Source organism: Streptomyces sp. NPDC058637 (assembly GCF_042717325.1).
Lineage (GTDB): Bacteria > Actinomycetota > Actinomycetes > Streptomycetales > Streptomycetaceae > Streptomyces.
Genome location: NZ_JBHXRD010000002.1, coordinates 331,010 through 357,289, shown reverse-complemented (window position 1 = coordinate 357,289; position 26,280 = coordinate 331,010). Strand labels below are relative to the sequence as shown.

General features: G+C 69.9%; 26 protein-coding genes, 1 tRNA gene and 2 pseudogenes. 14 read left to right on the top strand and 15 right to left on the bottom strand.

Going from position 1 to position 26,280, the window contains the following annotated elements; translation table 11 throughout:
* Positions 1 to 28: 28 nt before the first annotated feature.
* Positions 29 to 190, bottom strand: a complete 162-nt coding sequence (locus ACFWVP_RS03695) for a hypothetical protein (protein WP_384493291.1) — start codon at positions 188 to 190, stop codon at positions 29 to 31.
* Between the two features lie 161 nt (positions 191 to 351).
* Here ACFWVP_RS03695 and ACFWVP_RS03690 point away from each other — a divergent pair.
* Positions 352 to 424: transfer RNA gene (locus ACFWVP_RS03690), tRNA-Trp, on the top strand.
* A gap of 44 nt (positions 425 to 468) precedes the next feature.
* Here ACFWVP_RS03690 and ACFWVP_RS03685 read toward each other — a convergent pair.
* A complete protein-coding gene (locus tag ACFWVP_RS03685; RefSeq protein WP_384493290.1) occupies positions 469 to 879 on the bottom strand; it encodes an organic hydroperoxide resistance protein in 411 nt (136 codons plus the stop codon).
* A gap of 111 nt (positions 880 to 990) precedes the next feature.
* On the opposite strand from ACFWVP_RS03685, the gene ACFWVP_RS03680 reads away from it, so the two are divergent.
* The 3 genes from ACFWVP_RS03680 to ACFWVP_RS03670 all read left to right on the top strand — a co-directional run bounded on the left by ACFWVP_RS03680 (position 991) and on the right by ACFWVP_RS03670 (position 3,480).
* A complete protein-coding gene (locus tag ACFWVP_RS03680; RefSeq protein WP_384493289.1) occupies positions 991 to 1,470 on the top strand; it encodes a MarR family winged helix-turn-helix transcriptional regulator in 480 nt (159 codons plus the stop codon).
* A gap of 123 nt (positions 1,471 to 1,593) precedes the next feature.
* Positions 1,594 to 2,427, top strand: a complete 834-nt coding sequence (locus tag ACFWVP_RS03675) for a PP2C family protein-serine/threonine phosphatase (RefSeq protein ID WP_384493288.1) — start codon at positions 1,594 to 1,596, stop codon at positions 2,425 to 2,427.
* Positions 2,428 to 2,484: 57 nt separating this feature from the next.
* Positions 2,485 to 3,480, top strand: a complete 996-nt coding sequence (locus ACFWVP_RS03670) for an MASE1 domain-containing protein (RefSeq protein ID WP_384493287.1) — start codon at positions 2,485 to 2,487, stop codon at positions 3,478 to 3,480.
* An 18-nt stretch (positions 3,481 to 3,498) separates the two neighbouring features.
* Here ACFWVP_RS03670 and ACFWVP_RS03665 read toward each other — a convergent pair whose 3' ends face one another.
* The 3 genes from ACFWVP_RS03665 to ACFWVP_RS03655 all read right to left on the bottom strand — a co-directional run bounded on the left by ACFWVP_RS03665 (position 3,499) and on the right by ACFWVP_RS03655 (position 5,872).
* Positions 3,499 to 4,815, bottom strand: a complete 1,317-nt coding sequence (locus ACFWVP_RS03665; protein ID WP_384493286.1) for an FAD-binding protein — start codon at positions 4,813 to 4,815, stop codon at positions 3,499 to 3,501.
* 55 nt (positions 4,816 to 4,870) lie between these two features.
* Positions 4,871 to 5,674, bottom strand: a complete 804-nt coding sequence (locus ACFWVP_RS03660) for an SAM-dependent methyltransferase (RefSeq protein ID WP_384493285.1) — start codon at positions 5,672 to 5,674, stop codon at positions 4,871 to 4,873.
* 66 nt (positions 5,675 to 5,740) lie between these two features.
* On the bottom strand, positions 5,741 to 5,872 hold the full coding sequence (locus ACFWVP_RS03655; protein WP_384493284.1) for a hypothetical protein: 132 nt from the start codon (positions 5,870 to 5,872) through the stop codon (positions 5,741 to 5,743).
* Between the two features lie 121 nt (positions 5,873 to 5,993).
* Between ACFWVP_RS03655 and ACFWVP_RS03650 the strand changes: the two genes are divergently transcribed.
* The 4 genes from ACFWVP_RS03650 to ACFWVP_RS03635 all read left to right on the top strand — a co-directional run bounded on the left by ACFWVP_RS03650 (position 5,994) and on the right by ACFWVP_RS03635 (position 10,493).
* Positions 5,994 to 6,188, top strand: a complete 195-nt coding sequence (locus ACFWVP_RS03650) for an antitoxin (RefSeq protein ID WP_384493283.1) — start codon at positions 5,994 to 5,996, stop codon at positions 6,186 to 6,188.
* Between the two features lie 222 nt (positions 6,189 to 6,410).
* The gene (locus ACFWVP_RS03645) at positions 6,411 to 8,000 is read left to right on the top strand and encodes a sigma-70 family RNA polymerase sigma factor (protein WP_384493282.1); all 1,590 of its coding nucleotides are present in this window, start codon (positions 6,411 to 6,413) and stop codon (positions 7,998 to 8,000) included.
* A gap of 236 nt (positions 8,001 to 8,236) precedes the next feature.
* Positions 8,237 to 10,009, top strand: coding sequence for an FUSC family protein (locus tag ACFWVP_RS03640; protein WP_384493281.1), 1,773 nt, complete (start codon positions 8,237 to 8,239; stop codon positions 10,007 to 10,009).
* Positions 10,010 to 10,121: 112 nt separating this feature from the next.
* Positions 10,122 to 10,493, top strand: coding sequence for a VOC family protein (locus ACFWVP_RS03635; RefSeq protein ID WP_384493280.1), 372 nt, complete (start codon positions 10,122 to 10,124; stop codon positions 10,491 to 10,493).
* Between the two features lie 257 nt (positions 10,494 to 10,750).
* Here the strand turns inward: ACFWVP_RS03635 and ACFWVP_RS03630 are convergent, their stop codons facing one another.
* The 7 genes and pseudogenes from ACFWVP_RS03630 to ACFWVP_RS03600 form a co-directional block, all read right to left on the bottom strand.
* Complete coding sequence (locus tag ACFWVP_RS03630) at positions 10,751 to 11,098, bottom strand: MerR family transcriptional regulator (protein ID WP_384493279.1); 348 nt, start codon at positions 11,096 to 11,098, stop codon at positions 10,751 to 10,753.
* A 23-nt stretch (positions 11,099 to 11,121) separates the two neighbouring features.
* Positions 11,122 to 12,057, bottom strand: a complete 936-nt coding sequence (locus ACFWVP_RS03625) for an aldo/keto reductase (RefSeq protein ID WP_384493278.1) — start codon at positions 12,055 to 12,057, stop codon at positions 11,122 to 11,124.
* Between the two features lie 191 nt (positions 12,058 to 12,248).
* Positions 12,249 to 12,903, bottom strand: a pseudogene (locus ACFWVP_RS03620) (DUF6192 family protein); the annotation flags it as partial.
* Between the two features lie 24 nt (positions 12,904 to 12,927).
* Positions 12,928 to 13,092 (bottom strand): hypothetical protein, encoded by a 165-nt coding sequence (locus ACFWVP_RS03615; protein ID WP_384493277.1) that lies wholly within the window; start codon positions 13,090 to 13,092, stop codon positions 12,928 to 12,930.
* Positions 13,093 to 13,454: 362 nt separating this feature from the next.
* Positions 13,455 to 13,799, bottom strand: coding sequence for a hypothetical protein (locus tag ACFWVP_RS03610; RefSeq protein ID WP_384493276.1), 345 nt, complete (start codon positions 13,797 to 13,799; stop codon positions 13,455 to 13,457).
* A 37-nt stretch (positions 13,800 to 13,836) separates the two neighbouring features.
* Positions 13,837 to 15,585 carry a cytochrome c oxidase subunit I gene (ctaD, locus tag ACFWVP_RS03605; protein WP_384493275.1) on the bottom strand — a complete coding sequence of 583 codons (1,749 nt, stop codon included), beginning with the start codon at positions 15,583 to 15,585 and terminating at the stop codon, positions 13,837 to 13,839.
* Between the two features lie 157 nt (positions 15,586 to 15,742).
* Positions 15,743 to 16,349: pseudogene (locus ACFWVP_RS03600) on the bottom strand (glycoside hydrolase family 25 protein).
* Positions 16,350 to 16,427: 78 nt separating this feature from the next.
* Here ACFWVP_RS03600 and ACFWVP_RS03595 point away from each other — a divergent pair.
* Entirely contained in the window at positions 16,428 to 17,141 is a 714-nt protein-coding gene (locus ACFWVP_RS03595) for an NADPH-dependent F420 reductase (protein ID WP_384493274.1), read from the top strand.
* 728 nt (positions 17,142 to 17,869) lie between these two features.
* Here ACFWVP_RS03595 and ACFWVP_RS03590 read toward each other — a convergent pair.
* Complete coding sequence (locus ACFWVP_RS03590; RefSeq protein WP_384493273.1) at positions 17,870 to 19,240, bottom strand: radical SAM protein; 1,371 nt, start codon at positions 19,238 to 19,240, stop codon at positions 17,870 to 17,872.
* A gap of 143 nt (positions 19,241 to 19,383) precedes the next feature.
* Between ACFWVP_RS03590 and ACFWVP_RS03585 the strand changes: the two genes are divergently transcribed.
* Positions 19,384 to 19,932 (top strand): SRPBCC family protein, encoded by a 549-nt coding sequence (locus ACFWVP_RS03585; RefSeq protein ID WP_384493272.1) that lies wholly within the window; start codon positions 19,384 to 19,386, stop codon positions 19,930 to 19,932.
* 97 nt (positions 19,933 to 20,029) lie between these two features.
* Here the strand turns inward: ACFWVP_RS03585 and ACFWVP_RS03580 are convergent, their stop codons facing one another.
* Positions 20,030 to 20,872, bottom strand: coding sequence for a pentapeptide repeat-containing protein (locus tag ACFWVP_RS03580; protein WP_384493271.1), 843 nt, complete (start codon positions 20,870 to 20,872; stop codon positions 20,030 to 20,032).
* A 191-nt stretch (positions 20,873 to 21,063) separates the two neighbouring features.
* Here ACFWVP_RS03580 and ACFWVP_RS03575 point away from each other — a divergent pair, with 191 nt between their 5' ends.
* Both ACFWVP_RS03575 and ACFWVP_RS03570 read left to right on the top strand, forming a co-directional pair.
* A complete protein-coding gene (locus ACFWVP_RS03575) occupies positions 21,064 to 21,555 on the top strand; it encodes a hypothetical protein (protein WP_384493270.1) in 492 nt (163 codons plus the stop codon).
* An 84-nt stretch (positions 21,556 to 21,639) separates the two neighbouring features.
* Entirely contained in the window at positions 21,640 to 21,867 is a 228-nt protein-coding gene (locus tag ACFWVP_RS03570; protein WP_384493269.1) for a hypothetical protein, read from the top strand.
* A gap of 72 nt (positions 21,868 to 21,939) precedes the next feature.
* Here ACFWVP_RS03570 and ACFWVP_RS03565 read toward each other — a convergent pair whose 3' ends face one another.
* The gene (locus ACFWVP_RS03565) at positions 21,940 to 22,698 is read right to left on the bottom strand and encodes an ArsR/SmtB family transcription factor (protein ID WP_384493268.1); all 759 of its coding nucleotides are present in this window, start codon (positions 22,696 to 22,698) and stop codon (positions 21,940 to 21,942) included.
* A 202-nt stretch (positions 22,699 to 22,900) separates the two neighbouring features.
* Between ACFWVP_RS03565 and rhaI the strand changes: the two genes are divergently transcribed.
* Positions 22,901 to 24,067, top strand: a complete 1,167-nt coding sequence (gene rhaI, locus ACFWVP_RS03560) for an L-rhamnose isomerase (protein WP_384493267.1) — start codon at positions 22,901 to 22,903, stop codon at positions 24,065 to 24,067.
* 56 nt (positions 24,068 to 24,123) lie between these two features.
* Entirely contained in the window at positions 24,124 to 26,169 is a 2,046-nt protein-coding gene (locus tag ACFWVP_RS03555) for a bifunctional aldolase/short-chain dehydrogenase (protein WP_384493266.1), read from the top strand.
* The last annotated feature ends 111 nt before the right edge of the window (positions 26,170 to 26,280 follow it).

Here is a 26,280-nt window from a genome sequence, read left to right as displayed (position 1 = left end):
GGCCCGGCGCAGCCCCTACGGCAGGGAACTACCGGAAGGACGCCGGAGCGCGCACCGAGCTGAAGTCGAGTGCGCGGTCCACCTCTCGCAGAGTCTGCTCGGCCACCCTGCGCACCTCTGCCGGGACATCGCCCTGTTCCTCCACGAGGCCGGCGTAGATCGGTGCGTCGGATCTGTCTGCGAAACTCACGTCGAACTGCCCATCGATCGGTTATGCCCGCCAATCAGCGGAAACGGGAGCCGAGTGTACGCGGTCCTTGTGGACCGGTGCGGGGCGGACCGGGGATCGGACCGGGTCCGCCGAAAACCTGTTGTCCGCGACCGGCACGACTGCCAGGCTGAGGGCGCCGAAGGGGTGTAGCTCAGAGGCCAGAGCGCCGGTCTCCAAAACCGGATGCCGCAGGTTCGACTCCTGTCTCCCCTGCCCGGCGATTCCCCTCACCCCGCGGGTGAGGGGAATCGGGTGCGCTATTCGATGACGAGCTCGACCTCGATGTTGCCGCGCGTGGCCTTGGAGTAGGGGCAGTAGGCGTGCGTCGCGTCGACCAGTCGGCGGCCGGTCTCCCCCTCCAGCGCCTCCGGCAGCTCGACGCGCATCACGACGGCGAGGCCGAAGCCCGTGTCGTCCTTGCCGATCGAGACCTCGGCCGTCACGGAGACGTCCTTGGTGTCGACCTTCATCTCGCGGGCGACCGAGCTCATCGCGCTGGCGAAACAGGCAGCGTATCCGGCGGCGAACAGCTGTTCCGGGTTGGTGCCCTCGCCGTTGCCCCCGAGGGCCGGCGGCAGGGCGAGCGCGAGGTCGATCCGGCCGTCCGAACTCACTGCCCGGCCTTCACGGCCGTTCGCGGTGGCGGCAGCGGTGTACAGCGCGTCCATGGAGTGACCTTCTCTCGTACGACGGTGACCGCGGGCCGGCCACCTCCAGAAGGATTGCACATAACTTAATTGCGCACAACTCAATGACGGACGGCACGCTACTCTGGATCCATGACGCCACCGCCGACCTCCGATCCCGAGCTGACCGACCTGCCTGACACCGAGCTGCTCCGGCTGGACCATCAGGTCTGCTTCTCCCTGCAGGCGGCCTCACGCGCCTTCGGTGGCATCTACCGGGACGCGCTCAGGGATCTCGGCCTCACCTACCCCCAGTACCTCGCGATGATGGTCCTGTGGGAACACGGCCCGCTGCCCGTCAAGATGATCGGCGAGCGGCTGCACCTCGACTCCGGGACGCTCTCCCCGCTGCTCAAACGGCTCGAATCGGCCGGACTCGTCCGCCGTGAGCGGAGCGCCGAGGACGAGCGGTCGGTCACGGTCCACCTCACCGAGGCCGGGGCCGGGCTGCGTGAGCGCGCGCTGCCGGTTCCGCGCACGATCCTCGGAGCCACGGGGATGTCGGTCCAGGAGGTCCTCGCGCTCCAGGAGACCCTGGGGCGGCTCACCGAGTCGCTGAGCCGGGCCGGCTGAACCGGCCGACGAGATCCTGTCCACGCGGGCATCCGTACCCTGGAGGGGCCCTGGCACCGCAGCACTCGCAGGAGCGTTCGCTTCGAAATAGGATGCAGGAACTATCGCACCGCGGAGCGGCCCATGAACCGGCGTCGAACTCCCCGATCAGCGAGCGCCGAGGAACTGCTCAGCACGCTGCAGCACCTGACCGCCCGCGCCCGGCAGGAGGTGGAGCTGCACCAGGCACGGGTGGAGCTCGCCCAGGCACTCCAGCGCAATATGCTCCCCGTCGCGCTGCCCTCCTTCCCGGGTCTGGAGACCGCGGCGCGCTACGCCCCCGCCCGCCACGGGTTGGACATCGGCGGCGACTGGTACGACGTGTTCCTGCTCCCCGACGGCTCGCTCGGCCTGGCGATAGGCGACGTCCAGGGCCATGACGTGGAGGCTGCCGCCTTCATGGGGCAGATACGGATCGCCATGCGGGCCATCGCGAGCACGGCGGCTGATCCCGGTGAGGTCATGGGCCGCACGAACGACCTGATCCTCTCGATGGGCTCCAGCCTCTTCGCCACCTGCACGTTCTTCCGGCTGGATCCGGTGACCCGCGATCTGCGGAGTGCCCGGGCCGGTCATGTCGCGAGCGTCTGGGCCACCGCCGACGGCCGTTCGGGCATCACCTCGGACGCCGGCGGCCTGCCCCTGGGTATCGAGGCCGGCCAGCAGTACCCGGTCACCCGGCGCACGCTGGACGCCGAGGGCGCGTTCGTGCTCCTCACCGACGGGGTCATCGAGGGGCCCTCGCTGTCGATCGGTGACGGGCTGGAGCGGATCAGACGTCTGGTGGACGCGCACTGCGGCGACACCGCCGAGGAGCTCGCGGAGGCGGTGCTCCGGGCCGCGGTGCTCACCGGCCACGAGGACGACGCGGCGGTTCTCGTCCTGCGGCACGGCCCCGTCCCCACCGGACCGAGGTGAGGACGCGCCGCGCGTGTCACGGCCGCCTGCCGCCACGCGCGGTGTCTGATGAGGTGCGTGATCCGAAGTGAGGCATCGAGACGCCGGGCCGTGGCCGTACTGCAGATGCTGGGCATCGCCGCTGCCTACTACGCGTCCGGACGGATCGGTCTTCTCAGACAGGTGAGCGTGGAGGGCTCCGTCGTCAGCCCGCTCTGGCCGCCCACGGGCATCGCCCTGGCGGCACTCCTGTGTCTTGGGCTCCGGATCTGGCCGGGAATCGCCCTCGGGACCCTGCTTACGGTGATCTCCCTGAGCCGGGGTCTGACGCTTTCCGGCCTCGGTATCGCGGCGGGAAGCACGCTGGCCCCGGTCTGCTCCTACCTCGCCCTGCGCGCGGTGGGCTTCCGCGAGGAGCTGGACCGACTGCGCGACGGTGTCGTGCTGGTCTTCCTGGGGGCGATGGGCGGCATGCTGATCAGCGCGACCTCCGGTGCGGGCGGGCTGTTGCTGACCGGCGATCTCCCCGGGTCGAGTTTCTGGTCGGTCTGGTCCGCCTGGTGGGCGGGGGACGCCATGGGGGTCCTCATGGTCACCCCCCTGCTGCTCGTCCTGCGCAACGCACGCGTGCCCCGGCTGAACGACCCGTGGATGGAGGCGGGGGCACTGGCCGTCGTCGCCGCGGGGATCACGGTCGTCGCGACCCGCAGTTCGCTGTCCATGATCTACCTCCTCTTCCCCGTGATCATCTGGGCCGCCCTCCGCTTCCAGCTGGCCGGCAGCGCCCCGTGCGCCCTCGTGATGTCCGTCATGGCGATCGTCGCCGGAACCGACGGGGTGGGCCCGTTCGCCGGCCACACCGTCCTCGAGGTCATGCTCAACCTCAGCATCCTCAACGGGAGCGTCGCCCTCACCGCGCTCCTGCTGGCCGCGATCGTCACCGAGCACAACAACATCCGGTACGAGACGGAGCTGGCGTGTGAGGAGCTCGCCACTCTGGTGGAGGAACTCGCACCGCAGCAGGCGAGGAAGGACCGGGCCGCCGAGCTCCGGAAGGGGCTCGGTTCGGCCTGACTCCCCCTGCCGTCGGCCTCAGCCGGCGCCCTGACCGTCGCAGCCGTCGCCGGTACGGGGGAAGTGCTGCTCCAGGAAGGCGTTGCGGAAGGTGCCGGTGGGATCGAGGCGGGCGGCCAACCGCTCGAAATCGGCATAGTGGGGGTACAGGCGGCGCAGCGTACCGGGCGGGGTGGTGAACACCTTGCCCCAGTGCGGCCGGGCACCGAACGGCGCCAGCGCTTCCTCTATGGCTCCGAGGACGGGCGTGACGGCGGCGGTGTCGGGCACCCAGGTGAAGTGGAAGGCCACGGCGTCCATGCCCTGTGCCGGGCTGAGCCACAGGTCGTCGGCGGCCACCGTCCGGATCTCGCCGATCTGCAGCAGAGGTGCGATGCGCTCCCTGATCCGGTCGAGCGCCTCGTAGGCCGCCACGGCGTCGCGCCGGGCGACGAAGTACTCCGACTGCAGCTCGTCGCCGTTGCTCGGGGTGAATTCGAGCCGGAAGTGCGGAAGCCGGGCGTGCCAGGGGCCGGGGGCGCCCTGCTGTTCCGTGGTGTGCCCGGCGGGCATCCCGGGAACCGGGTGCCTCGGCCTGCCCGCCGGTGTCGCACCGAGCCATTCGGACGGCGCGGTGCGCGGCCCCTCCTCGCCGACCCGGTGCTTGAGCCACACCTGGTCGATCGGGCCGCCGCGCCAGTCGGTGAAGACGCTGACGCTGTAAGCCTCGGACATCACCTCGTCGAAGTGGCCGAGCAGCTGTTCCTCGGGCAGCCCTTCGTACACCCACTGCTGCACCTCGAAGGCGGGCACGAGGTCCAGGGTCAGGCGGGTCACCACGCCCAGCGCCCCCAGGGAGACCACGGCCCCCGGGAAGTCGGCGTCACCGCGCTCCAGCGTCGCCTGCGTGCCGTCCGCGGTGACGAAATCCAGTGCCCGGACGGCACCGGCCAGCGAGCGGTTGCCGACCCCTGATCCGTGGGTGCCGGTGGCACAGGCACCGGCGAGCGAGATGTGGGGCAGTGAGCCCAGGTTGTGCAGGGCCAGTCCGCCACGGTGCAGGATGCCGGCGAGTTCCCCGAAGCGCAGCCCGGCGCTCACCGTCGCCGTCCTGGCCTCCGGGTCGATCTCGACGGAGCGGGGCAGACCGGCGACCGATATCAGGTCGCCGTGGGTGTCGGCCACGGTGCTGAAGGAGTGGCCGGTGCCCAGCGCCCGTACCGCTGTCCCCGCGGCCACGAGGGCCTGGAGCTCGGCCACTGTGGCGGGTGTGTGGAGCCTTCGGGCGCCGAACGTGATGTTTCCCGCCCAGTTGGTCTGCCGTGCGGACGGGGCCTGCGCCGAATGATCGATCATGCCTCAGGAGCTTACGCTCCGCGCGCACGCTCGCGGCGGGGCTGTGTGCCTCGTCTCAGGGCTTGCGCCCCACGGCGCCGACCGCGTGGCTCGGCGCGAGGTCGCCGCTCCGGCCGGGGTCGGGGCGCCAGTCCGAGATCCTGACCACGCCCGGCTCGACCACGTCCAGCCCTTCGAAGAAGTCGGCGATCCGCGCCGGGCTCCGCAGATGGTAGGGGCTCGCCGAATGCGCGTTGTACGCCTCGATGGCCCTGGTCATGGTCTCACTGGTGTCGGTGCCGTCGGCGAGGGCCAGGTAGCTGCCCGCGGGGAGAGCTGCCAGCAGTTCGCGGACGAGGCCCCAGGGGTTCTCCTCGTCGGGGAGCTGGCCCATGATGCCCAGCATGGTCAGGCCGACGGGCCGGTTGAGATCGATGGTCCGGGCAGCCTCGCGGAGGATTCGGCCGGTGTCCCGCACGTCCGCGTCGATGTACGCGCACGTGCCTTCGGGTGTGCTGGTCAGCAGGGCTCTGGCGTGGGTCAGCACGAGCGGGTCGTTGTCGACGTACACGATCCGGGACTCGGGAGCCATCCACTGGGCGACCTCGTGCGTGTTGTTCGCGGTGGGCAGGCCCGTCCCGATGTCGAGGAACTGCCGGACCCCCGCTTCGCCGGTCAGGAAACGGACGGCACGGGCGAGGAAGGCACGCTGCGCACGTGCGATTCCCGCGATGTCGGGGAACGCCTTCAGGATCATCTCGCCCGCCGCGGCGTCGGGGGGATAGTTGTCCTTGCCTCCGAGGAGGTAGTTCCAGACGCGGGCCGAGTGCGGCCGGTCTGTCTGCAGCCGCTCGTCCGGTGACTGTCGAGGATCACTCATGGCAGACCTCACCGCTCCGCCTCCCCCGCACCGGACGACGGCGCCGGAGCGGGGACGGGCCGGCGGTCAGTACGGAAGGATCCGTCCGGACGGTGTGCGCAGGTCCAGCGGGGGCGGCCCCGTGGGGGGCTGCGGACGGCGGACGATCCGGATGCGGCCCACGGCCACCACCTCCCTGGTCATCCGGTATCTGCCCATCCACGCCTCCTTCACACCTCCGCATCGGTACGGACCCGCCCCGCGGCCGTGCGCGGATGCGGTCCGGGCCATGTGCGGTGACCCTTGATGGGCGGGGGACGCCGAGTCCAGGAGGAATGCCATGTCCGCGTTGGACAAGATCAAGAAGATGCTCAAGGGCCACGAGGACCAGGCCTCGAAGGGCACCGACAAGGCCGGTGACATGATCGACGGACGGACTCAGGGCAAGTACGGCAAGCACGTCGACACCGGCCAGGAGAAGCTGCGGCAGCAGTTCGGCAAGGGCCAGGGACCGGACAGTCCTCCCCGTCCCTGATTCGGGTGACCCCGGAAGCCGTCGCGGCCGTCGCGTAGAAGTTTCCGTGCGTGCCGGATCCCGTGGCAGGCCTGGTGCCGGCCCCGGGGTCCGGCATGTGGTGTACCCGGATCCGGGAGGGGTTCCCGACCAGGTGGCCGGATTCCTGTTATCGTCCCCGCCGCACAGCGTCTCCCGAGTGTGGGAAGTGACGGAACAGGATCCCGGAAGAGTGAGCACTGTATGGGCGAGGCACGCGAGTCGGCGTTGATCAAGGCGGCTCAGAAGGGGGACCAGCAGGCCCGGGACCGGCTCGTCGCGTCGTATCTGCCTCTGGTCTACAACATCGTCGGCCGTGCGCTGAACGGTCATGCCGATGTCGACGACGTGGTGCAGGAGAGTGTGCTGCGCATGCTCCGCGGCTTGCCGTCCCTGCGCACCCCGGGAAGTTTCCGCTCCTGGTTCGTTGCCATCACCATGAACGAGATACGCGGGCACCGGCGCGGGCGCAGGGCGGGGGAGATATCCACCGACCCGACGGAAGGCGCGTACGACGTCGTCGATCCCGCGGCGGACTTCGTGGAGCTGACGATCGTCCGCCTCGGTCTGACGGGGCAGCGCCGTGAGGCCGCCGAGGCCACGCGATGGCTTGACGAGGACGATCGTGCGCTGCTGTCCCTGTGGTGGCTGGAGACGGCCGGTGAACTTTCCCGGGCCGAGGTCGCCGAGGCACTCGACCTCTCCCCGCAGCACACCGCGGTCCGTGTGCAGCGGATGAAGGCGCAGTTGGAGGCCGCCAGAGTCGTGGTGCGTGTGCTGGCGGCCCACCCGCGCTGCATCCTGCTCGAGGACCTCACCGCGCAGTGGGACGGTATGCCGTCCGCTCTCTGGCGCAAGCGTCTGGCGCGTCACGCACGGGACTGCACGGTCTGCTCGGGGCACGGGTCCGGTCTGGTCCCGGCCGAGGGCCTGCTGGTGGGGCTGGCGCTGGTTCCCCTGGTGGCGTCCGCCACCGGGCCGGCGGACTTCGTCCCGGCAGGCGACGTACACGGCGAGGTCGCACGGCTGTCGGGGCGGCCGGGACGTGCCGAGCGGCGCCGGGGCGAGGTCAGGCGGCGGCGCCGCACCACCGTGGTGGCCGGACTGGTGGCGGTCGCGGCACTGGGAAGCGGTGGCGCGGCGGTGCACCTCTACACGGATGACGGGGACGACGGCCCCGTCGGAGGTGCCACGGCCGTCGCGCCTCCGACGGGCCCGTCGGCGCCGGAGACCACGTCGGCGCCTCCGAGCGCCTCGCCGTCGCCCTCTCCCTCGTCGGGCTCCCCGACGCCTTCGTCGTCGAAGACCGAGGCCGGGAAGAAGTCCTCCCCCACACCCAAGGCTGTGCCCAGCCCTCGCAGGACCTCCTCGAAGCCGTCCGCCGTGCCCGAACCCGCGCGGCCCACCTCCGACTCCGTGGCGGAGGAGGTCATGAACCTGGTCAACACCGAGCGTGCGAAGGAGGGCTGCGGAGCGGTGGGTACCGACGACCAGCTGGCGACGGCGGCGTCACGTCATTCCGCGGACATGGTGGAGCGGGACTACTTCTCGCACACCTCGCCGGACGGTACGGATCCCGGCGCGCGCATCACTGCGGCCGGGTACCGCTGGAGCACGTACGGCGAGAACATAGCCAAGGGCCAGCCGACGGCCGCCGCGGTGATGGAGGCGTGGATGAACAGTCCCGGTCACAAGGCGAACATCCTCAACTGCGCGTTCAAGGAGATCGGCGTAGGCCGGGTGGACTCCTCGGGCGGCCCGGTGTGGACGCAGAACTTCGGCACTTCGCTGTGACGTCGGCGGTCCTTCACACCTTCACACCGCGGAAACGATCAGGTAGCACCCGCTCCACGTACAGGATCTAGGCTGGGGTCACGCCCAGGCCGAAGGCGTCCGCCGGCGATGTGACGCATTCCCGCGCGGACAGGAGCCAGGTGTTCACACCCGCTTTTCCCTCTCGTCTTCCTCCCCTCCCTCCGTGGCTCGGGCATGTGCTGCGGGCCCAGCGCGGACCGGTTCCGTGGAACGCGGTGCTGCGTGGGGCCCTGGCCTCGGTGCCGTTGCTCGTTGCCGTGCTGGCCGACCGGCCGACGGCGGGGGTGCCGGCCGCGCTTGGCGCGATGCTGGCCGGGATCAACGACCGGCCCGGCAGCAGGCGCGCCGCGGTGACCCGGCTGGGAGTTCCGGCGCTGGCCGGTGCGGCGGGGCTGCTGTTCGGCACGTTGATCGCGGCCGCCGCGGGCGGCGGCCGGTCCGTGTTCGTGCTGCCGCTGGTGTTCGGGCTCCTGGGGCTGGTCGCCGGGGCGTTCAGTTCGACGGGTCCGGTGGCCTCCGCGTGCGGGACGCAGGTGCTGGTCGCGGCGGTGATCGGGGCCGGAATGCCGCTGCCGGAGCCCGGGCCCGTGCGTGCGCTGCTGTTCCTGGTCGGTGCGGGCTGGCTCCTGGTGCTGCGTCTGGTGCTCCCCTCGCCGGGTCGGCCGGGCAACGGACCGTACCGGCTGGACGGGGAACGGGAGGCGGTCGCCGCCGTCTACGAGGCCGTGTCCCGGCTCCTCGGAGCGACGGGCGGTCCGCGGGCCCTGGCCGGGCGGGCCGCGCTGAGCGCCGCACTCGACCAGGCTCAGGACGCGCTGGGCGGGCCACGGTTGCGCCGGCGTGCGAGTTCGGCCGCCGAGCGCCGGCTGCATGTCCAGTACGCGGCGGCCTTTCCGCTGGCCGAGGCAGCTACCGCACTGGCCTGGGCCGGTGTGCCGTTGCCCGGCCGTCTCGTGGAGGGTCCCCGCAGGCTGGCGGACGCGGTCCGCACGGGCGGTTCCTGCGGCCCGCTGCCCGCCCCCGCGCGGACGGATGCCGGGCTGCGCGCTCTGGACGACGCCCTGCTGCGGGCCGCGGCGGTCTTCGACCGGCCCGAAGGCGCGCCGTCGGAAACGGCGAAGGGGCGCCCCGACGGTTCGGTTCCGAGGCGGGCGTGGAGTCCCGCGGGACGCGAGTACGGCCTGCGGGTGGCCGTGTGCTGCGCGACGAGTACGGTCGTGGCGCAGTGGCTGCATCACGAGCACTGGTACTGGCTGCCCGCCACGACCGTCTTCCTCGTCAAGCCCGATCTGGGCCCGCTGGTCTCGCGGGTGCTGTGCCGGGCCGTGGGTACCGTCGCCGGCGCGGCGGTCTTCGGGCTGCTGATGGTGGTGCTGTCCGGGCTGTTGTCCGGCCCGCTCCCGCTCGTCGGCGCGGTCGCGCTCTGCGGTGCGCTCCTGCCGGTCGCCACCCGCCACTTCGCGGTACAGACAGCGGTCGTCACCGTACTCGTGCTGTCTCTCGTCCTGTTGGGCGGTGAGCCTCCTGCCGCCTGGGGGCGGGTCGTGGAGTCGCTGCTGGCCTGTGTGACGGTGCTGCTCGTCGGTCATCTTCCGCTGCCCGGCCGGCGGGGGCACGGCGTGCGCGCCGCGCTGGACACGGCGGTGGGTGCGGCGCACCGCTACCTCGGGCACGTTTTGGAAGCGCCCGAGGACCACGCCGGACGGGGTGCGCTGCGGCGCGACGCCTACAGGTCGCTGGCCGCGGCGCGTACGGCCATCGACCTGTCGGCGGCCGAACTCCCGCCGGTGGCCCGTCACTCCGCCGGTTCGGACGGGGTCGCCGGTGCGGTGGAGCGGCTCATCGACACCACGACGGCCTGCGCCGTGCACCTGGGGCACCGGACCGACGAACTTCCTTCGTCGCACGCCGAGCGGCTCGCCGCGCATCTCTCCGAGCTCGACCGGGCCTGGGGGGCGGGACCGCGCCCGGAGTTGTCGGTCCTGTGACCTCAGCCCGGCGACGGCAGGCGGGAGGGTGCGATTTTTTTCCCGGTGGCCGGTCCGGCGCATCCCGTCCCTCGGGTCTCCCACCGGAACCGCGGGCTCCTAGGATGCGACCATGATCGCCGAACTACAGTGCATGGTGCTCGACTGTCCCGATCCGGCGCGGCTGGCGGAGTTCTACGCGGCCGTCCTCGGCGGGAGGGTCGATCAGCCGGACGGCCGGTGGTCCCTGGACGAGGACTGGGCGACCCTGCACACTCCCACCGGTTTCGTGCTCGGGTTCCAGCGGGTCGAGGACTACCGGCCTCCGCGGTGGCCGGACCCCGCCCATCCGCAGCAGGTCCATGCGGACTTCGGCGTTCCCGATCTGGACAGTGCCCAGGAGCGGGTGCTGGCGCTCGGAGCGAGCCTGCTGGACGACTCCGCGCGGGGCTGGCGGGTGTTCGCGGACCCCGCGGGGCATCCGTTCTGCCTGGTGCTCCACTGACCCGGGCCCCGGGAGTCCGGACACCGCTTAGGACTCCCGGGGCCGAGGGCAGTACCTGTTTTCGAACCTTGAGGCAGTTTCTTTACCCAGGTCAGGATTCGAACTGTCCACTTCGCGGGCTCTGATGCGCCGTCTTCGAGCCCCGAGCCCGATTCGCCGAGTGAGCAGCCCGCCCGTAGAACGTACGACAAGGCCGGGTACACAGCGTTTCCGCTGTCCGCCACAGGACGTGAGCTGAGTGCAGGGGCTCCTGCCGGTCAGCTGTAGTAGGCGATCTTCTCGTCGAGGACCTGCATGGCTCGGCGCAACGCTGCTACCCGCTGTTCCAGGGCGGCGTGGCGCTCGCGTAGGAAGGCAACTCGCTCTTGCGGAGGTTGCTCGGTACGAAGGATGGCAACGAACTCCCGCAGGTCCGCGATACCGAGGCCGGCCTCGCGGAAGCATGTGACCAGACCGATCCAGAAGACGTCGTTCTCGGTGTACTCCCGGCGCCCGCCGGCGGAGCGCCGGATCGGGCCGATGAGCCCTTCACGCTCGTAGTACCGCAGCGTGTCGATGGACACGCCGGCACGGTCGGCTACTGCCGCCGGGGTGAGGGTATTCATGGAGGCTCCTTTCGCGGACGCCGCTACCGCGCTTCGGCGAAGCGCGCCAGGTGCTCGTCACCGAGCCGCACACGGCGTGCGGCAAGTGCCTCCTGGATCTGCTCCACCCGGCTTGCGCCGACGATGGGATCGATACCCTGCCGCATCAACCATGCGAGGACGACCTGGTTCCTCGTGGCCGTGAGCTCGCCGGCGACCTCGTCCAGGACGGCGAGTATCCGGGTGGTCCCGGGGTGATCATAGGTTGGCGGCAGTGGCTTGTCCGCGCGCACGTAGGAACCCCACATCAACGAGGTGTACGACCACACGGCGAGCCCCTCCGACCGGGCGAGGTCCAGGTCCTCGGCGGTGAGCATGCGGTGGCCGCCCTCCGCGACAGGGGTGAGCGGGCGCGGCTGGACGAGTGAGTGGCGCAGTTGCAGGGACGTCCACGCTTCCACACCCCGCTCCCGCGCGAGTGACCGGGCGCGCTCGACGCGCCAGGCGGCATGGTTCGCCGCCCCGACCCGCAGGGCCGCTCCTTTCGCGGCCAACTCGCCGAAGGCGCTGACCGTTTCCTCCAGCGGCACGGTACGGTCCTCCGCGTGGGCCCAGAGCAGATCAACGTGATCAACTCCGAGACGCCCCAGGCTCTCCTCCACACCCGCGTGAATGGCACGCGCTGAAAGTCCTTCGGCGCTTTCCGCCGCGTGCGGGACGAGCGGGTTGTGGCGGACCTTCGTCGCGATCCGAACGGTGTCGCGCGCGCCCGGGCGGGCCCGCAGCCATGCGCCGATGACACGCTCGCTGGAGCCGCCGACACCGCTGGGGTCGGTCCAGAAGGAATAGCAGTTCGCGGTGTCGAGCCAGACACCGCCGTCGGCGACGAAGGAGTCAAGGATCGCGAAGGCCTGGTCGGGGGCGACGCGGGTGCCGAAGTCCATCGTCCCGAGGACGATCTGGGTGTCTCTGGTATCCATGCCGCCCATACTCGGATCTGGAGCGCGCTCCAGGTCAAGCGTTCGTGAGTACGAGAAGTCTGGAACCGGATGCTGTCGGCATGCCGCTGGGCCGCCGGTGATCTGCGTGCGGAAGCACATGGCGTCGGCCGTTCGCCTTGCAGCAGGCGGGCCGGCTCGCCGTCGACCTTGCCGGTGTCCACGGCCGTGTCCAACCAGTCCAGCGTGGCCCGGACGCGGGCGACGTTCTCATGGACGATGACGCGTTCGTCTCCGCCGGGCTGGCGGTCGCGCACGCCGGGGACGACCCGGCCCGCGGCCGCGACGAACGGGTGGCAGGCGGTGACGAGGTCCAGAAACTCGACCGGCCGGTCGATGCTGCGGATGGCTGGGGCGGCGGAGCTGATGTCCAAGAAGTGCTCGCGGGCCTGCGACCTGGGCATGGTTGACCCGGTGGCGGGCGGTCTCGTCCGACATCGCCCGGACGACGACATCGGGCCCGCGGAGCAGGCCGGTGGTGACCGTCGCCGCGACGAGCTCGTCGCGGGTCAGCGTGTCAACGACGCGGACCTTGTCGTCCTGCTTGACCTGGGCTGCCACGGTCGGCCGCCGCAGCAGGTCGCCGGTGACGGTGGTCGCGACCTCCTTATCGGCCGCCAGGGTGTGGATCGCGCTGATCTCCTCATGCGACGACCGGGGATTCTCGCCCTGTCGCCCGACCCGGCGCCTGGTCTCGTCCGCCGTCCAGCGCGTCTTGCCCTCGGGCGGGGTAAGGGCCGCGGCGAACCGCTCCGCCGAGTCGGAGATCGCCGCCAGGATCTTGTGAACGGTGAAGGACCGCCCTCCACCCGGTGCTGTCCGGTCCACCTCGACGCGGTCCCAGCGGGCGTCCTACACCGACGCGTGGGACAGGCCGTTGTCATCGGCCAGCCGGAGCAGCGAGTTTTTGACCATGAACAGGTCATCGGTCCGGTCCTGCCCACCGGACTCGCGCATCGGCTCGACTTCGACTGCGTAGTCACCGATGGTGAACTGGATGCGGCTGGCACTCTCCACCAGTTTCCGCAGCTATGCCACGATCTGCGCATGGCGGGTCGGGCCGGCGGAACCGACCTTGTCCGCCGTATCGATCGGTTCCGGATGCGTTCGCGACGCGGTCACTGTGCCCATTCGGCGAACGACTACTTCCGAGCCCTCCAGGCCCTTGTCCGCGGCCACCCGCTTGCGCCACCGTCCTTCCCTGCGCCACTGCCTGGCACGACAGGCAGTGGAGCGTAACGCGACCCGGGGGACGCGCTTCCGGCCTCAACCGACGCCGCAGCCCCCGCACACCCGCTCTCCCGTTCGCCCGGCACCCTCGCGCACCTGACCAGCCCGAGGACCCAGAGCTACTCAAATCCTGGATCGAAACCAGGCTCTCAACGGCTGATCAGCGCGAGTGCCGTGAAGGTGCCGCTCAGCGCGCCGACGGTGAGCGCGGACACCGCCACACAGCGTGCTCTCAGCCGGTCGTACCGTGCGGTGTACTCGCCCCGGAGTTCGACGGCCCGCTCGGCGATCCTGGTGAGGGATTCACGGCAGACGGCCACCCGGTCCGTGACGTAGACGCGTTCGACGTCCTCACGCTGGGCGGTCGTGAGCCAGGGCAACTGTTCGGTGAAGCGGACCGCCCGGCGTCGGGCCTCCTCCACTTCGGCGTTCCAGAGCAGGTAGCCCTCCACCTGTGCCAGACCTCGGGCCGTTCTCTCCTTGTCGGGTTTCACCCGGTCCTCCTCTCGACGCACCTCGTCCCGGCCTGTCTCATAGCTGCTTGTCCCCGGGCGCCTGCTTGTCCCCGGGCGCCACGGTGATCGACTCGGCGGGACGGTTCGTCTCCTCCTCGAGTGCGCGGACGGCGGGGTAGTGCAGGTCGAACGCCGGGGATTCGGAGCGGATACGCGGCAGCGTGAGGAAGTTGTGGCGCGGGGGCGGGCAGGACGTCGCCCATTCGAGGGAACGGCCGTAGCCCCAGGGGTCGTCGACCTCGATCTTCTTGCCGTACTTCGCGGTCTTCCACACGTTGTAGAGGAAGGGAAGCATCGACAGGCCCAGCAGGAACGAGGCGACGCTGGAGACCGTGTTGAGCGCGGTGAAGCCGTCGGCGGCGAGGTAGTCCGCGTAGCGACGCGGCATGCCCTCGGCGCCGAGCCAGTGCTGCACCAGGAACGTGCCGTGGAAGCCGAAGAACAGGGTCCAGAACGTCATCTTGCCGAGCCGTTCGTCCAGCATCTTTCCGGTGAACTTCGGCCACCAGAAATGGAATCCGGCGAACATCGCGAATACGACGGTACCGAATACCACGTAGTGGAAATGTGCGACGACGAAGTAGGAGTCGGAAACCTCGAAGTCCAGTGGCGGCGAGGCCAGGATCACGCCGGTCAGACCACCGAAGAGGAACGTGACGAGGAAACCGACCGACCAGAGCATCGGTGTCTCGAAGGACAACGACCCCTTCCACATCGTGCCGATCCAGTTGAAGAACTTCACACCGGTCGGTACCGCGATCAGGAAGGTCATGAACGAGAAGAACGGCAACAGCACAGCACCGGTCACGTACATGTGGTGCGCCCACACCGTCACCGAAAGGCCGGCGATGGCGATCGTCGCAGCGACGAGACCGACATAGCCGAAGATCGGTTTACGGCTGAACACCGGGATGATCTCGGAAACGATTCCGAAGAACGGCAGGGCGATGATGTACACCTCGGGATGACCGAAGAACCAGAAGAGGTGTTGCCACAGCAGTGGGCCACCATTTGCCGCGTCGAAGATGTGCGCACCGAATTTCCGGTCGACCTCCAGCGCGAAGAGTGCCGCGGCCAGGACCGGGAAGGCCAGCAGGACCAGGACACCGGTCAGCAGGACGTTCCAGGTGAAGATCGGCATGCGGAACATCGTCATGCCGGGGGCGCGCATGCAGATGATCGTGGTGATGAAGTTGACCGAGCCGAGGATCGTGCCGAAGCCGGAGAAGGCCAGGCCCATGATCCACAGGTCGCCGCCGATGCCGGGCGAGCGCACCCTGTCGGTGAGCGGCGAGTACGCGAACCATCCGAAGTCGGCGGCGCCCTGCGGGGTGAGGAAGCCGGCCACCGCGATGAGCGAACCGAAGAGATAGAGCCAGTAGGCCAGCATGTTCAGCCGGGGGAACGCCACGTCGGGCGCGCCGATCTGCAGCGGCATGATCCAGTTCGCGAACCCCGCGAAGAGCGGCGTCGCGAACATCAGCAGCATGATCGTGCCGTGCATCGTGAACGCCTGGTTGAACTGTTCGTTCGAGACGATCTGGTTGCCCGGGCGGGCCAGCTCGGCGCGCATCACGAGTGCCAGCACGCCACCGACGAGGAAGAAGAGGAACGAGGTGGCCAGGTACATCGTGCCGATGGTCTTGTGGTCGGTGGTGGTCAGCCACGTGATGACCACCCTCCCCGGCTGCCGCCGCCGGACGGGAAGTTCGTCCTGGTAGGCAGCATCGGCTTCCACCGATTCTGAGGCACCCCTCGTCGTCACTGCGGCACTCCTTCGGTCGACGGCCGATTGCGGACTCGGCGACCAGGATGGACTCCCCCGCAGCCGTACCGCGGGAGATCCCTGTGAGCACTGCACCAGTGGCTGGCAAAGGCACTCCATTGGCCGATGGCTATGGTGCCCGTGTTGACGAAGGCCCTCAGGCTTCCGTCCAGGTACGCATCGCCCGGCGGGAGGGGAAGTCGGCCGCGTTCTTGTCGAGCGGCCGGTCGGTGTACTGGTGGATCGCCAGGATGCCTCGATCCTCGGCCGGCCCTCCGTCACGTAGTCGGCGATCCAGAGCCCGTCGCCCGCGTACGAGGTCGTGTCGTGATTCAGCCGGAAGGTGCGGTTGCGGTAGAGGAGGACGCGATGGCGCGGCCGGAGGCGTTTCACCTCGCGGATGAACCGGTCCTTGTCCGCGTTGCTCGCGCGCGTTCCCTCAGCGGTCTGTTCCCAGTCGGCGGCGAGGAGGTCGCCCGCCTTCTCCGGGGTCCTGTCGCCGAAATACTCCGCCTGCTCCTTGGCATGCCCCGGCCATAGGAAGTGATAGTAGCCGACCAGGTATCCGGCGTCCCTGGCCCGCTCGGCCTGACCTTGAGTTTCGGATTGACGTACAAACGCCCCTCGGTGGATTTGATGAGGACGAAGTCCACTCCGTCCGTGTCGAAGTTTGTCTGATGGGAACTGACATCCACACCGTGCAGTACGGGCACCACCTTTGAGTGGGGCGCTGTGATTCCGCTTGCCTCTCTCCAGATGCCCATCCCGGCAGATCCCACCCGTCCGGGCCACCGAAGAACCGATTCAGCAGAAGCGGAATAGTCTCCGCGCGGTCGGAGTTGGTGCCCGACAGGACCCTTTCACTCTCTCGCACTCGGTATCGGAAGGTCGGATCCATGAAGATCGGCATCATCGGAGCGGGCAACATCGGCGGCAACCTCACCCGCCGCCTCACCGCGCTGGGACACGACGTCTCTGTCGCCAATTCACGGGGACCCCGAACCCTCGAAGCGCTCGTCAAGGAGACCGGAGCCACCGCCGTCACGGCGGCGGAGGCGGCCCGCGACGCCCGGATCGTCGTGGTGACGGTGCCCCTCAAGGCCGTCCCGGACCTGACCTCGGGGATTTTCGACGGGGCGGCGGAGAACGTCGCGGTCATCGACACCGGGAACTACTACCCGCAGCAGCGCGACGGGCGGATCGCCGCGATCGAGGACGGGCTGACGGAGAGCCGCTGGACCGAGCAGCAGCTCGGTCACCCGGTGGTCAAGGCGTTCAACGGGACGTACGCCCAGGACATCCTCGACAACGGTCTCCCCCAGGGCAGCCCCGGCCGGCAGGCCCTCCCGGTAGCCGGCGACGACCCGGCCGCCAAGCAGGCGGTACGGGACCTCATCGACGAGCTGGGCTTCGACACGGTCGACGCGGGCAATCTGGACGAGTCCTGGCGTCAGCAGCCCGGCACCCCTGTCTACGGGAACCGGGGCGACGTGGAGACCATCACGAAGGCACTGGCCGACGCCTCACCCGAACGTACCGCGGAGTGGCGCGCCTGACCTGGCCCGAGCGGGGATGCGCCGGCGAAACGGCGTTCCGCGCCCCGGTCCTACCCGGCGGGAGCGGGGCGCGGCGGGGCGGGGCGGGGCGGGGCGGCGAACCAGCCGGATGATGACGTTGTCCACGTCGAGCCCACGGGCTGCCCGACGGCCCACACGAGGGAGCCCGTGACGTGACTGGCCGTCATCAGTCGGCCTTCGGGCAGGCAACCGAGGCCGTCCCGGAAGGGATCCCCGACCCGTCCGGGCGCGATCAGGGTCGCCGACGCCGTCGCCCGTCACCGTGCGCCGGGCGTTCTCGGCCAGGCCGGTGACCGCCCATTCGGTCGCCCCGTAGATCTTGCCCGGGGGTGGGGACGCAACCGGCGACGCTACCGATCAGGACGACACACCCGCCCCTCTCCGTCGGAGCGGGGAGCACCGCACTGATCAGCAGGGGCCCCGTCCGCGAGGGTGTCACGGGTGGCGGGCCCACGTCGGCGACGACCACGTCAAGCCTTGCGAAGCCCTCGTCGGCCGACCGCAACGCTGCGTCTCGGCCACCTCCCCTACGGGCGTCAACCGATCCCCGAGCTCAGTGACTTCCCCGGCGAAGGACAACGTAGCCGGTGATCAGTGTGACCGGAGATGCGCTCATGGTCCGTCCCCCGCTGGGCGGCGGTGCCGGTTGCTCCATCGTTTCGAGCGCACTCGTGGTCAAGTGCCTTCTCTCCCGCCGCCTTTGTGGGTCAGCCGCTGAGCTCGGCCGGCTCGGGAGGGAGGCTGTCCATGAAGGAACTGACGGAGAACACCGCTCGGCCCGGGCCCGCCGGGCCGTATCCGGGCGGTGAGGACAGTCCGTACTCCTCCATCGTCGAGCGGTACGCGTCGAGCAGGCGGATGTGGTACTCCAGCGGCGCACCGTCGGGGTTGGTCCTGCCCAGCGGTGTGGTGGGCTCCGGGCACCAGGTGGTGAAACGCGGGGTGATGCCGTGCGACATGAAGAACCGCAGCCCCTCGGTGGTGGAGGCGATGGCCTCGTCCACGGTGGGGAAGCCGAAGGGCTCGGCCATCTCGACTCCCGCGACGAAGTTGGGGATGACGTTGCGCGCGCCGAAGACCTCGGCGGAGTCGAGGATGCGGCGGTGCCATTCGTCGCGGCCGACGTAGCGCTCCTTGCCGGGGCAGTACAGCTCGAACAGACGGCGGTCCCACACCTCGTAGTTGGGGTGGTAGATCTGCACCCCGTAGTCGTGGAAACGCTGTACGTCGGCCTTGGGGAGTGCCTGGGCGACGACCTTCCCCGTCCAGCGGCCGGGGAACCTCTCCTCGATGGCCTTGGCGTACTGCCCGTAGAAATCGGCCTCGTCGCGGCCTTGGATGTGGGAGGTGATCGCCCCGCCGGTGAGTGTGTACGCGGTGGTCGTCCCCGCCGTGTCGTAACGGTCGATGATGGCGAGGGCCTCCAGGACCTCTTCCACGTCCTTCACGCCGGTGTAGGGGCGACCGGCCGCCTTGTGCTGGCGCCAGTTGTGGTTGATGTCGCAGTACTGGCACTCCTCCTTCGCCCCGAAGTACTGGCAGACCCGGAAGACCGTCAGGTAGATCAGGTAGCCCCACTGGATGGTGGGGGCCACCTCCATCACGGACTTGCCGTTGCTCAAGGTGTGCCGGTAGTAGTCCGGCATCGGAGGCAGCCCCACGTCGGAGATGCGCCGCCCGTCGAGGTAGAGGCCGAGGACCCCGTCGGGTCCTGCCGCCACGCGGTACGGCGAGGCCGGGTTGACCCGTACGGACACGACGGTGCGACGCAGGTCGTAGGGGCCGCCGGTGAGCACGATCTCCTCCGGCGGGCGGCGCAGGGCGGCGGCACCGAGCTCCGGCAGGGTGCTGTGGTCGAAGGAGAAGATGAAGTACGACTTCGGCTTGATCTCACCGTGCTCGTTGTCGCTGAGGGCGGATTCGTCGAAGGCCATGCCTCCACGCAGCAGGTCCTCCTTGAGGACGGCCTCGCGCGGCACATGGGGGTACGTCCCCATGAGCCGTTCGATCAGTCGCGTGCGGTCGGCCGTGCCGGCGGGATCGGTGCGGGTACGGCCGGTTTCGGTGGGGCTTGGCATGTGCTGGCTCCTCGGGTCCGGTGTCCTGGACGCTGTCGCGTGTACGCCACACTGTCCAACGAACCAGCACCGCCAACCGTTCGCACATGATCCGTCCGGCTTCCGTGGAGTGGCGGACCGGTCATGACCAAGGAGTACCGCTTATGCCCCGCATCATGTCCGTGTCGGACAGCATCCTGGTCGAGGCAACTCCCTCGGCCGTGTACGCGCAGCTCAGCGACCCCACCGCGATGGGGCGCTGGAGCCCGGAGAACCGGGGTGCGCGAGTGATCGGTGAGCCCCGGCCCACCCACGTGGGCATGGTCTTCGAGGGCCGCAACAAGCGTGGTTCCTTCCGCTGGACGACGAGGTGCACGGTGACCGCCGCCGATCCGGGTGAGCGGTTCGCGTTCCGGGTGCACGCGATCGGGGCGAAGCGACCGCGGCTGCCCGGGGCCATCGCCCTGTGGGAGTACCGCTTCGAAGCGGTCGGCGGTTGCACCCGGGTCACGGAGACCTGGACGGACAACCGGCGGGCGTGGCCGGATTTCGTCGCCAACGCGTTCGACCGTGTCGCCACGCGGGGACACACCTTCGCGGAGTTCCAACGTGGCAACATCCGTACGACCTTGGAGCGGCTCAAGGCCGCGCTGGAGCAGGACGGGACATCCGCCGGGCCAGGTGGGGACACCGGGCCCCGGCGTCACGGCTGAGGAGTGGCTGTCGGGCCCGGGCGTCACGGCTGAGGCGTGGGGTAACGGCCCGGGCCCACCTCACGGCAAGGGCCCGGGCCGGAGGCGTGGGCGGCCTTCAGCCTGCCCAGTGCGTCGGCCGGGTGAGGGACAGGGGCAGGCGCGTGGTGGCGTTGCCCTTCGCCGCGTTCAGCTGGGCCTGGGTGAGGAAGAGCGCACCGGTCAGGTCGGCGTCCGACAGTTCGGCGTCCCGGAAGTCGGCACCGATGACATCGGCCCCGCGCAGATCCGCGGCGCGCAGGTCGGCCGCGATGAGATAGGCCCCTCGCAGGTCGGCGCCCCGCAGGTCGGCCCCCTTGAGGCGGGCTCCGATGAGGTCGCCTCCCCGGTGGCCGCGCTTCCTGCTCCGGGGGACGGTCGCGCGCACGAGCTCGCTCGTCCTGCCCAGCAGGACGGCGACCCGGTCACGGTGCGCCGAGACGTCCAGTTCGGCGAGGTCCTCGGCGGTGCCGCCGGTGAGGTGTTCGGTGGCGTCCCGGGCGCTGCGGAGCTCGGTGCGCAGGGGCTCCGCGGCGGGCATGGCGAGGGCTTCGGTGAGGTACCGGAGGAGTTCGTGGAGCCGCCGCATCACCGGGAAGACCTGGAACATCTGCTGGGCGGTGCCGGGGGCGCGCCGCCAGTCCACGCCGCCGTAGGTCTCCTGGGAGACCTTCTGGCCGGCGCCGAAGCAGTCGTACACCGTGCATCCGGAGAAGCCTTCCGGCCGCAGCCGGGTATGGATGCCGCAGCGGAAGTCGTCCCGCAGGTTGCGACAGGGTTCGCCCGCGTTCTTGTTGATCGCGAAGTCCGCCGACGCGGTCAGGGTCAACGCGACGCAGCACAGCCCGAAACAGTTCGCGCAGTCGGCCCGCAGGCCGTCCTGCTCCGTCGTGGGCGGGGTGGTCGAATCGTTGTCGGACACGTGCCTGATTCCTCCGGTGGGTGCGGGGCTGACCGGTGTGTGCGGGGCGGATCCAAGCCTATCGGGGCTGCCGGACCGGGCCGGACACCCCCGTTGCCCGTGGGCTGCCGGCCCGGGTCTGACACCCGTTGTCGGTGGGGCGGCGCACACTGGGCTCACCAGCACAGCACCGCAGGCGGAGGGGACAGTCCATGGGGGCTTCGCAGGAGACCGGGTTCGAGCCCGCCACCGGTGACGGCCCGCCGGATCCCGGGCCGCCGGAGGTACGGGCCGGGGCGGTGCGGACGGCGTTCGAGGGCCTGTTGCAGATCCGGCGGCTCACGAACACGGATCACGCGGATCCTGAGGGCGTCCCTGCCCGGTGGGAGCTGCACCGGCCGGTGCGGGCCGTGGCCCTGGCCCTGGAGGCCGCCGGAATACCGGCGTCGGCGGTGGGCGTCTCGGGGGAGTTGGCCGCGACGGGGTACCGGGTGCGTGAAGGCGAGCGCTTCGGCACCGTGCGGGTGGAGTGGGACGGTCCGCCGGGCAGTGGTGCGGCCCACGACGAGGAGGGTGCGCTGACCGGATGCGTCGCGGTGCTGCGGCGCCTGGGCTGGACCGCTCTGTTGTACCGGGGGCCTCGGCGACGGCGGTTCCTCGAGGTCGAGCCGCCCTCCGGCGCGGGGCGTACGGAGCCCGGCTGAGACATTCCGTGCCTGGTGAAAGGGCGTTGTCAGACCCGTGGGGAATGCTTGACGGTCCGACACCTCTGACCAGGAGATGCTGAGATGCGCAATCAAGAAGTCGCCGCGGCCCAGGCCTACGTCCGGTTACTGGAGGCCACCCGCGCCGTGCTCGCGGACCCGGCCGACGCTCCGCTGTACATGCCGCTGCTCGCCTCACCGATCGAGGAGGCGGACGAGGCTCTGCGCAGGGCCGGCCTCAGTGGCAACGAGGACCGGCTCTTCGCCCTCGTGCGGGCGCTGCGGCCGAGCCTGTCCGGTTCCGGTCGCTGACCGTTCCGGTGCGCGGTGGGTGCCGCTCCCCCTGGGGCGGGAGGCCGGCACCCGCCGCCGCCGGGCCGTCGGCTACCGGTCGGAGTACATGAGGGAGCCGGGTGTCGTGAGGAGTTCGCCCGTCTCCAGCCAGGTCTTCAGACCGGAGAGGATCATCGGCCAGCCGCCGTACAGCTCGTCGTTGGCGCCCTCGCGCAGTTCGTCGTGGGTGACGGTGAGCCGGCAGGAGTCGCCGACCTGCTCGATCTCCCAGGTGATGCGGGTGGGTCCCTCGTTCTTCACCTCGTCGCTCCAGAGTGCCACCATGCTCTGGACCAGCTTGCGTGGCGGATCGACCTCCAGGTTCTGCCCCTCCCCCAGCGGGCCGGGGGCACCGGGTGCGCCCATCTCGAAGCGTGAGCCGGGGGTCCAGTCGGAGGTCACGCGGGCACCGAAGTTGTACCTGCTCCGGATCTCGGGGTCGGTGATCGCCTCCCAGAGGCGCTCGGGGGTGGTGCGGATGTAGATCTCGAAGACCTTCTCCATGGGATTCTCCAGTCGGCTCTTGAGGCCGCTGAGCCCCGCTGCCCACAGCTCCGCATACTTGCTCACCCACCGGTCGTGGACGAGCCGGATGGGCACCGGGTTCAGGAAGTGGAACTTCTCCCGGCCTCGCCGTCGGGTGACGACCAGTCCCGCCGCCTCCAGCAGCTTGAGGTGCTTCATCACCGCGAACCGCGTGATGTCGAAGCGGGCTTCCAGCGCACTCAGTGTCTGCCCGTCCTGACGGAACAGCTCGTCGAGCAGAGCGCGTCGCGTCGGATCTGCCAGGGCCTTGAACACCGCGTCCATGGAACCAAAATATGTGACCTTTTGGTCACCTGTCAAAGTGACCGGAATAGTAAGCGCTTGCGGTGAATTGATTCAAATCCGGAAGAAACTTGACTAGCTGCTTGACTAGCAGCATCGACCCTCCCTAGCGTACGTTCCGGATGAAACGATTCACATCCCCGATCCTGACCGGTCGCCGGATGACTCTGCTTACGAGGTGTTCATGTCTGATGTGTCGGCCGTCAAGGCAGTTCTGAAGTCTCAGGTCATCGAGACGCCGTCCTGGGGTTACGGAAACTCCGGGACCCGTTTCAAGGTGTTCGCCCAGCCCGGAGTCCCGCGTGACCCGTTCGAGAAGCTGGCGGACGCGGCTCAGGTGCACGCGTACACCGGGGTCGCTCCCAAGGTGTCGCTGCACATCCCGTGGGACCGGGTCGAGGACTATCCGGCGCTCACCCGGCACGCGGAGGATCTCGGACTGCGGATCGGGGCGATCAACTCCAACGTCTTCCAGGACGACGACTTCAAGCTCGGCTCGGTGACCCACCCGGACCCGAAGGTCCGCCGCAAGGCCACCGATCATCTGCTCGAATGTGTCGACATCATGGACGCCACCGGCTCGCCCGACCTCAAGCTGTGGTTCTCGGACGGCACCAACTACCCCGGCCAGGACGACATCTCGGGCCGCCAGGACCGGCTGGCCCAGGCCCTCACCGAGGTCTACGCACGGCTCGGCGACGACCAGCGGATGCTGCTCGAGTACAAGCTCTTCGAGCCGGCCTTCTACACCACCGACGTCCCGGACTGGGGAACCTCGTACGCCCACTGCCTCAAGCTCGGTCCGAAGGCGCAGGTCGTGGTCGACACCGGCCACCACGCGCCGGGCACCAACATCGAGTTCATCGTGGCGTTCCTGCTGCGTGAGGGGAAGCTCGGGGCATTCGACTTCAACTCCCGCTTCTACGCGGACGACGACCTGATGGCGGGCGCCGCCGACCCGTTCCAGCTCTTCCGGATCATGCACGAAGTGGTGAAGAACGGCGGTCTGGAGACGGAAACCAATGTCAACTTCATGCTCGACCAGTGCCACAACATCGAGGCCAAGATCCCGGCCGTCATCCGCTCGGTGACCAACGTCCAGGAAGCGACCGCGAAGGCGCTGCTGATCGACTCCGAGGCCCTGGCCTCGGCACAGCGATCCGGTGACGTCCTGGCCTCCAACGGCGTACTGATGGACGCGTTCAACACGGACGTACGCCCGCTGCTCGCCGAGATCCGTGAGGAACTCGGCCTGGCCCGTGACCCGTTCGCCGCCTATCTCGCCTCCGGCAACCAGGAGCGCATCGCCGCCGACCGGGTCGGCGGCGAGCAGGCCGGCTGGGGCGCCTGAGCCCCGCTCCTCACGTCCCGCGCACCCGCCCGCCCTCCCACCTCGAAGGAACCCTCATGACGTCCGCGACGCACGCCGAAGTCGCCGCGCTCCTGGAGCGCGCCCACCGGATCGGATCCGACCCGCGCAACACCAACTACGCCGGGGGCAACACCTCCGCCAAGGCGACGGAGACCGATCCGGTCACCGGCGGAGAGGCCGAGCTGCTCTGGGTCAAGGGCTCGGGCGGCGACCTCGGCACGCTGACCGAGGCCGGTCTCGCCGTGCTCCGGCTGGACCGGGTACGGGCGCTCAAGGACGTGTATCCGGGGGTGGAGCGCGAGGACGAGATGGTGTCGGCCTTCGACTTCTGCCTGCACGGCAAGGGGGGCGCCGCACCGTCGATCGACACCGCGATGCACGCCCTCGTCGACGCCGCCCACGTCGACCATCTGCATCCGGACTCGGGTATCGCGCTGGCGTGCGCGGCCGACGGCGAGAAGCTCACCGCCGAGTGCTTCGGCGACAGGGTGGCCTGGGTGGGCTGGCGCCGGCCCGGTTTCCAGCTCGGTCTGGACATCGCGGCCGTCAAGGAGGCCAACCCGCGGGCGGTCGGTGTGGTCCTGGGCGGTCACGGCATCACGGCCTGGGGCGACACCTCCGAGGAGTGCGAGCACAACGCCCTCTGGATGATCCGTACGGCGGAGACGTTCCTGGAGGAGCGCGGCAGGCCCGAGCCGTTCGGCGCGGTGCTGCCCGGCCGGGAGGCCCTTGACGCGGATGCGCGCCGGGAGCGGGCCGCGGCTCTCGCGCCGGTGATCCGGGGTCTGGCGTCCACGGACCGTCCGCAGGTGGGGCACTTCACCGACACGGCGCCGGTGCTCGACTTCCTCTCCCGCGCCGAGCATCCGCGACTCGCCGCCCTCGGTACGTCCTGTCCGGACCACTTCCTGCGGACGAAGGTCAGCCCACTGGTCCTGGACCTTCCCGCCGACGCGCCGCTGGACGAGGCGGTGGCCCGTCTCGGGGAGCTCCACGCGGAGTACCGGGAGGCGTACCGCGCGTACTACGGGCGTCACGCCACCCCCGACTCGCCCGCGATGCGCGGTGCGGACCCGGCGATCGTGCTGGTGCCCGGGGTCGGGATGTTCTCGTTCGGCAAGGACAAGCAGACCGCCCGGGTCGCCGGGGAGTTCTACCTCAACGCGATCAACGTGATGCGGGGCGCCGAGTCCGTCTCCTCGTACGCCCCGATCGAGGAGTCCGAGAAGTTCCGCATCGAGTACTGGGAGCTGGAGGAGGCGAAACTCCGCCGGATGCCGAAGCCCAAGGCGCTGGCCACCCGGGTCGCGCTGGTCACCGGCGCCGGGTCCGGGATCGGCAGGGCCGTCGCGCAGCGGCTCGTCGCTGAGGGTGCCTGTGTCGTCGTCGCGGACCTCCACGCGGAGAACGCCGCCGCGGTGGCCAAGGAGCTCGGCGGACCGGACCGGGCCGTCGCGGTGACGGTCGACGTGACCTCCGAGGAGCAGATCACCGAGGCGTTCAGGGCGGCGGTGCTGGCCTTCGGCGGTGTGGACCTGGTGGTGAACAACGCGGGCATCTCCGTCTCCAAGCCGCTGCTGGAGACCACGGTCCGGGACTGGGACCTCCAGCACGACATCATGGCGCGCGGTTCGTTCCTGGTGTCCCGGGAGGCGGCGCGGGTGATGCGGGCGCAGAACCTCGGGGGCGACATCGTCTACATCGTGTCCAAGAACGCGGTGTTCGCGGGGCCGAACAACATCGCGTACTCGGCGACGAAGGCCGACCAGGCGCACCAGGTGCGGCTGCTGGCGGCGGAGCTGGGCGAGCACGGCATCCGGGTCAACGGCATCAACCCGGACGGTGTCGTGCGCGGGTCCGGGATCTTCGCCGCGGGGTGGGGTGCCCAGCGCGCGGCGACGTACGGCATCGAGGAGGAGAAGCTCGGGGAGTTCTACGCCCAGCGCACGATCCTCAAGCGCGAGGTGCTTCCCGAGCACGTCGCCAACGCCGTCTTCGCTCTGACCGGTGGGGACCTCACACACACCACCGGTCTTCACATTCCCGTCGACGCCGGTGTGGCGGCGGCCTTCCTGCGCTGACCACGTGCGGCCGGGGGCGCCCCCGGGGAGTTTACCCGGGGGCGCCCCCGCGCCGGTAGGTTGAGATTTTCATTTATTCCACGTCAAGCCCCAACCCCGGGTGAGGCCCGG

Coding starts and splice junctions, on each gene's coding strand:
- ACFWVP_RS03685 (WP_384493290.1), bottom strand. CDS start 879: ATGGACGCGCTGTACACCGCTGCCGCCACCGCGAACGGCCGTGAAGGC.
- ACFWVP_RS03680 (WP_384493289.1), top strand. CDS start 991: ATGACGCCACCGCCGACCTCCGATCCCGAGCTGACCGACCTGCCTGAC.
- ACFWVP_RS03675 (WP_384493288.1), top strand. CDS start 1,594: ATGAACCGGCGTCGAACTCCCCGATCAGCGAGCGCCGAGGAACTGCTC.
- ACFWVP_RS03665 (WP_384493286.1), bottom strand. CDS start 4,815: ATGATCGATCATTCGGCGCAGGCCCCGTCCGCACGGCAGACCAACTGG.
- ACFWVP_RS03660 (WP_384493285.1), bottom strand. CDS start 5,674: ATGAGTGATCCTCGACAGTCACCGGACGAGCGGCTGCAGACAGACCGG.
- ACFWVP_RS03655 (WP_384493284.1), bottom strand. CDS start 5,872: ATGGGCAGATACCGGATGACCAGGGAGGTGGTGGCCGTGGGCCGCATC.
- ACFWVP_RS03650 (WP_384493283.1), top strand. CDS start 5,994: ATGTCCGCGTTGGACAAGATCAAGAAGATGCTCAAGGGCCACGAGGAC.
- ACFWVP_RS03645 (WP_384493282.1), top strand. CDS start 6,411: ATGGGCGAGGCACGCGAGTCGGCGTTGATCAAGGCGGCTCAGAAGGGG.
- ACFWVP_RS03635 (WP_384493280.1), top strand. CDS start 10,122: ATGATCGCCGAACTACAGTGCATGGTGCTCGACTGTCCCGATCCGGCG.
- ACFWVP_RS03630 (WP_384493279.1), bottom strand. CDS start 11,098: ATGAATACCCTCACCCCGGCGGCAGTAGCCGACCGTGCCGGCGTGTCC.
- ACFWVP_RS03625 (WP_384493278.1), bottom strand. CDS start 12,057: ATGGATACCAGAGACACCCAGATCGTCCTCGGGACGATGGACTTCGGC.
- ACFWVP_RS03590 (WP_384493273.1), bottom strand. CDS start 19,240: ATGCCAAGCCCCACCGAAACCGGCCGTACCCGCACCGATCCCGCCGGC.
- ACFWVP_RS03585 (WP_384493272.1), top strand. CDS start 19,384: ATGCCCCGCATCATGTCCGTGTCGGACAGCATCCTGGTCGAGGCAACT.
- ACFWVP_RS03575 (WP_384493270.1), top strand. CDS start 21,064: ATGGGGGCTTCGCAGGAGACCGGGTTCGAGCCCGCCACCGGTGACGGC.
- ACFWVP_RS03570 (WP_384493269.1), top strand. CDS start 21,640: ATGCGCAATCAAGAAGTCGCCGCGGCCCAGGCCTACGTCCGGTTACTG.
- ACFWVP_RS03565 (WP_384493268.1), bottom strand. CDS start 22,698: ATGGACGCGGTGTTCAAGGCCCTGGCAGATCCGACGCGACGCGCTCTG.
- rhaI (WP_384493267.1), top strand. CDS start 22,901: ATGTCTGATGTGTCGGCCGTCAAGGCAGTTCTGAAGTCTCAGGTCATC.
- ACFWVP_RS03555 (WP_384493266.1), top strand. CDS start 24,124: ATGACGTCCGCGACGCACGCCGAAGTCGCCGCGCTCCTGGAGCGCGCC.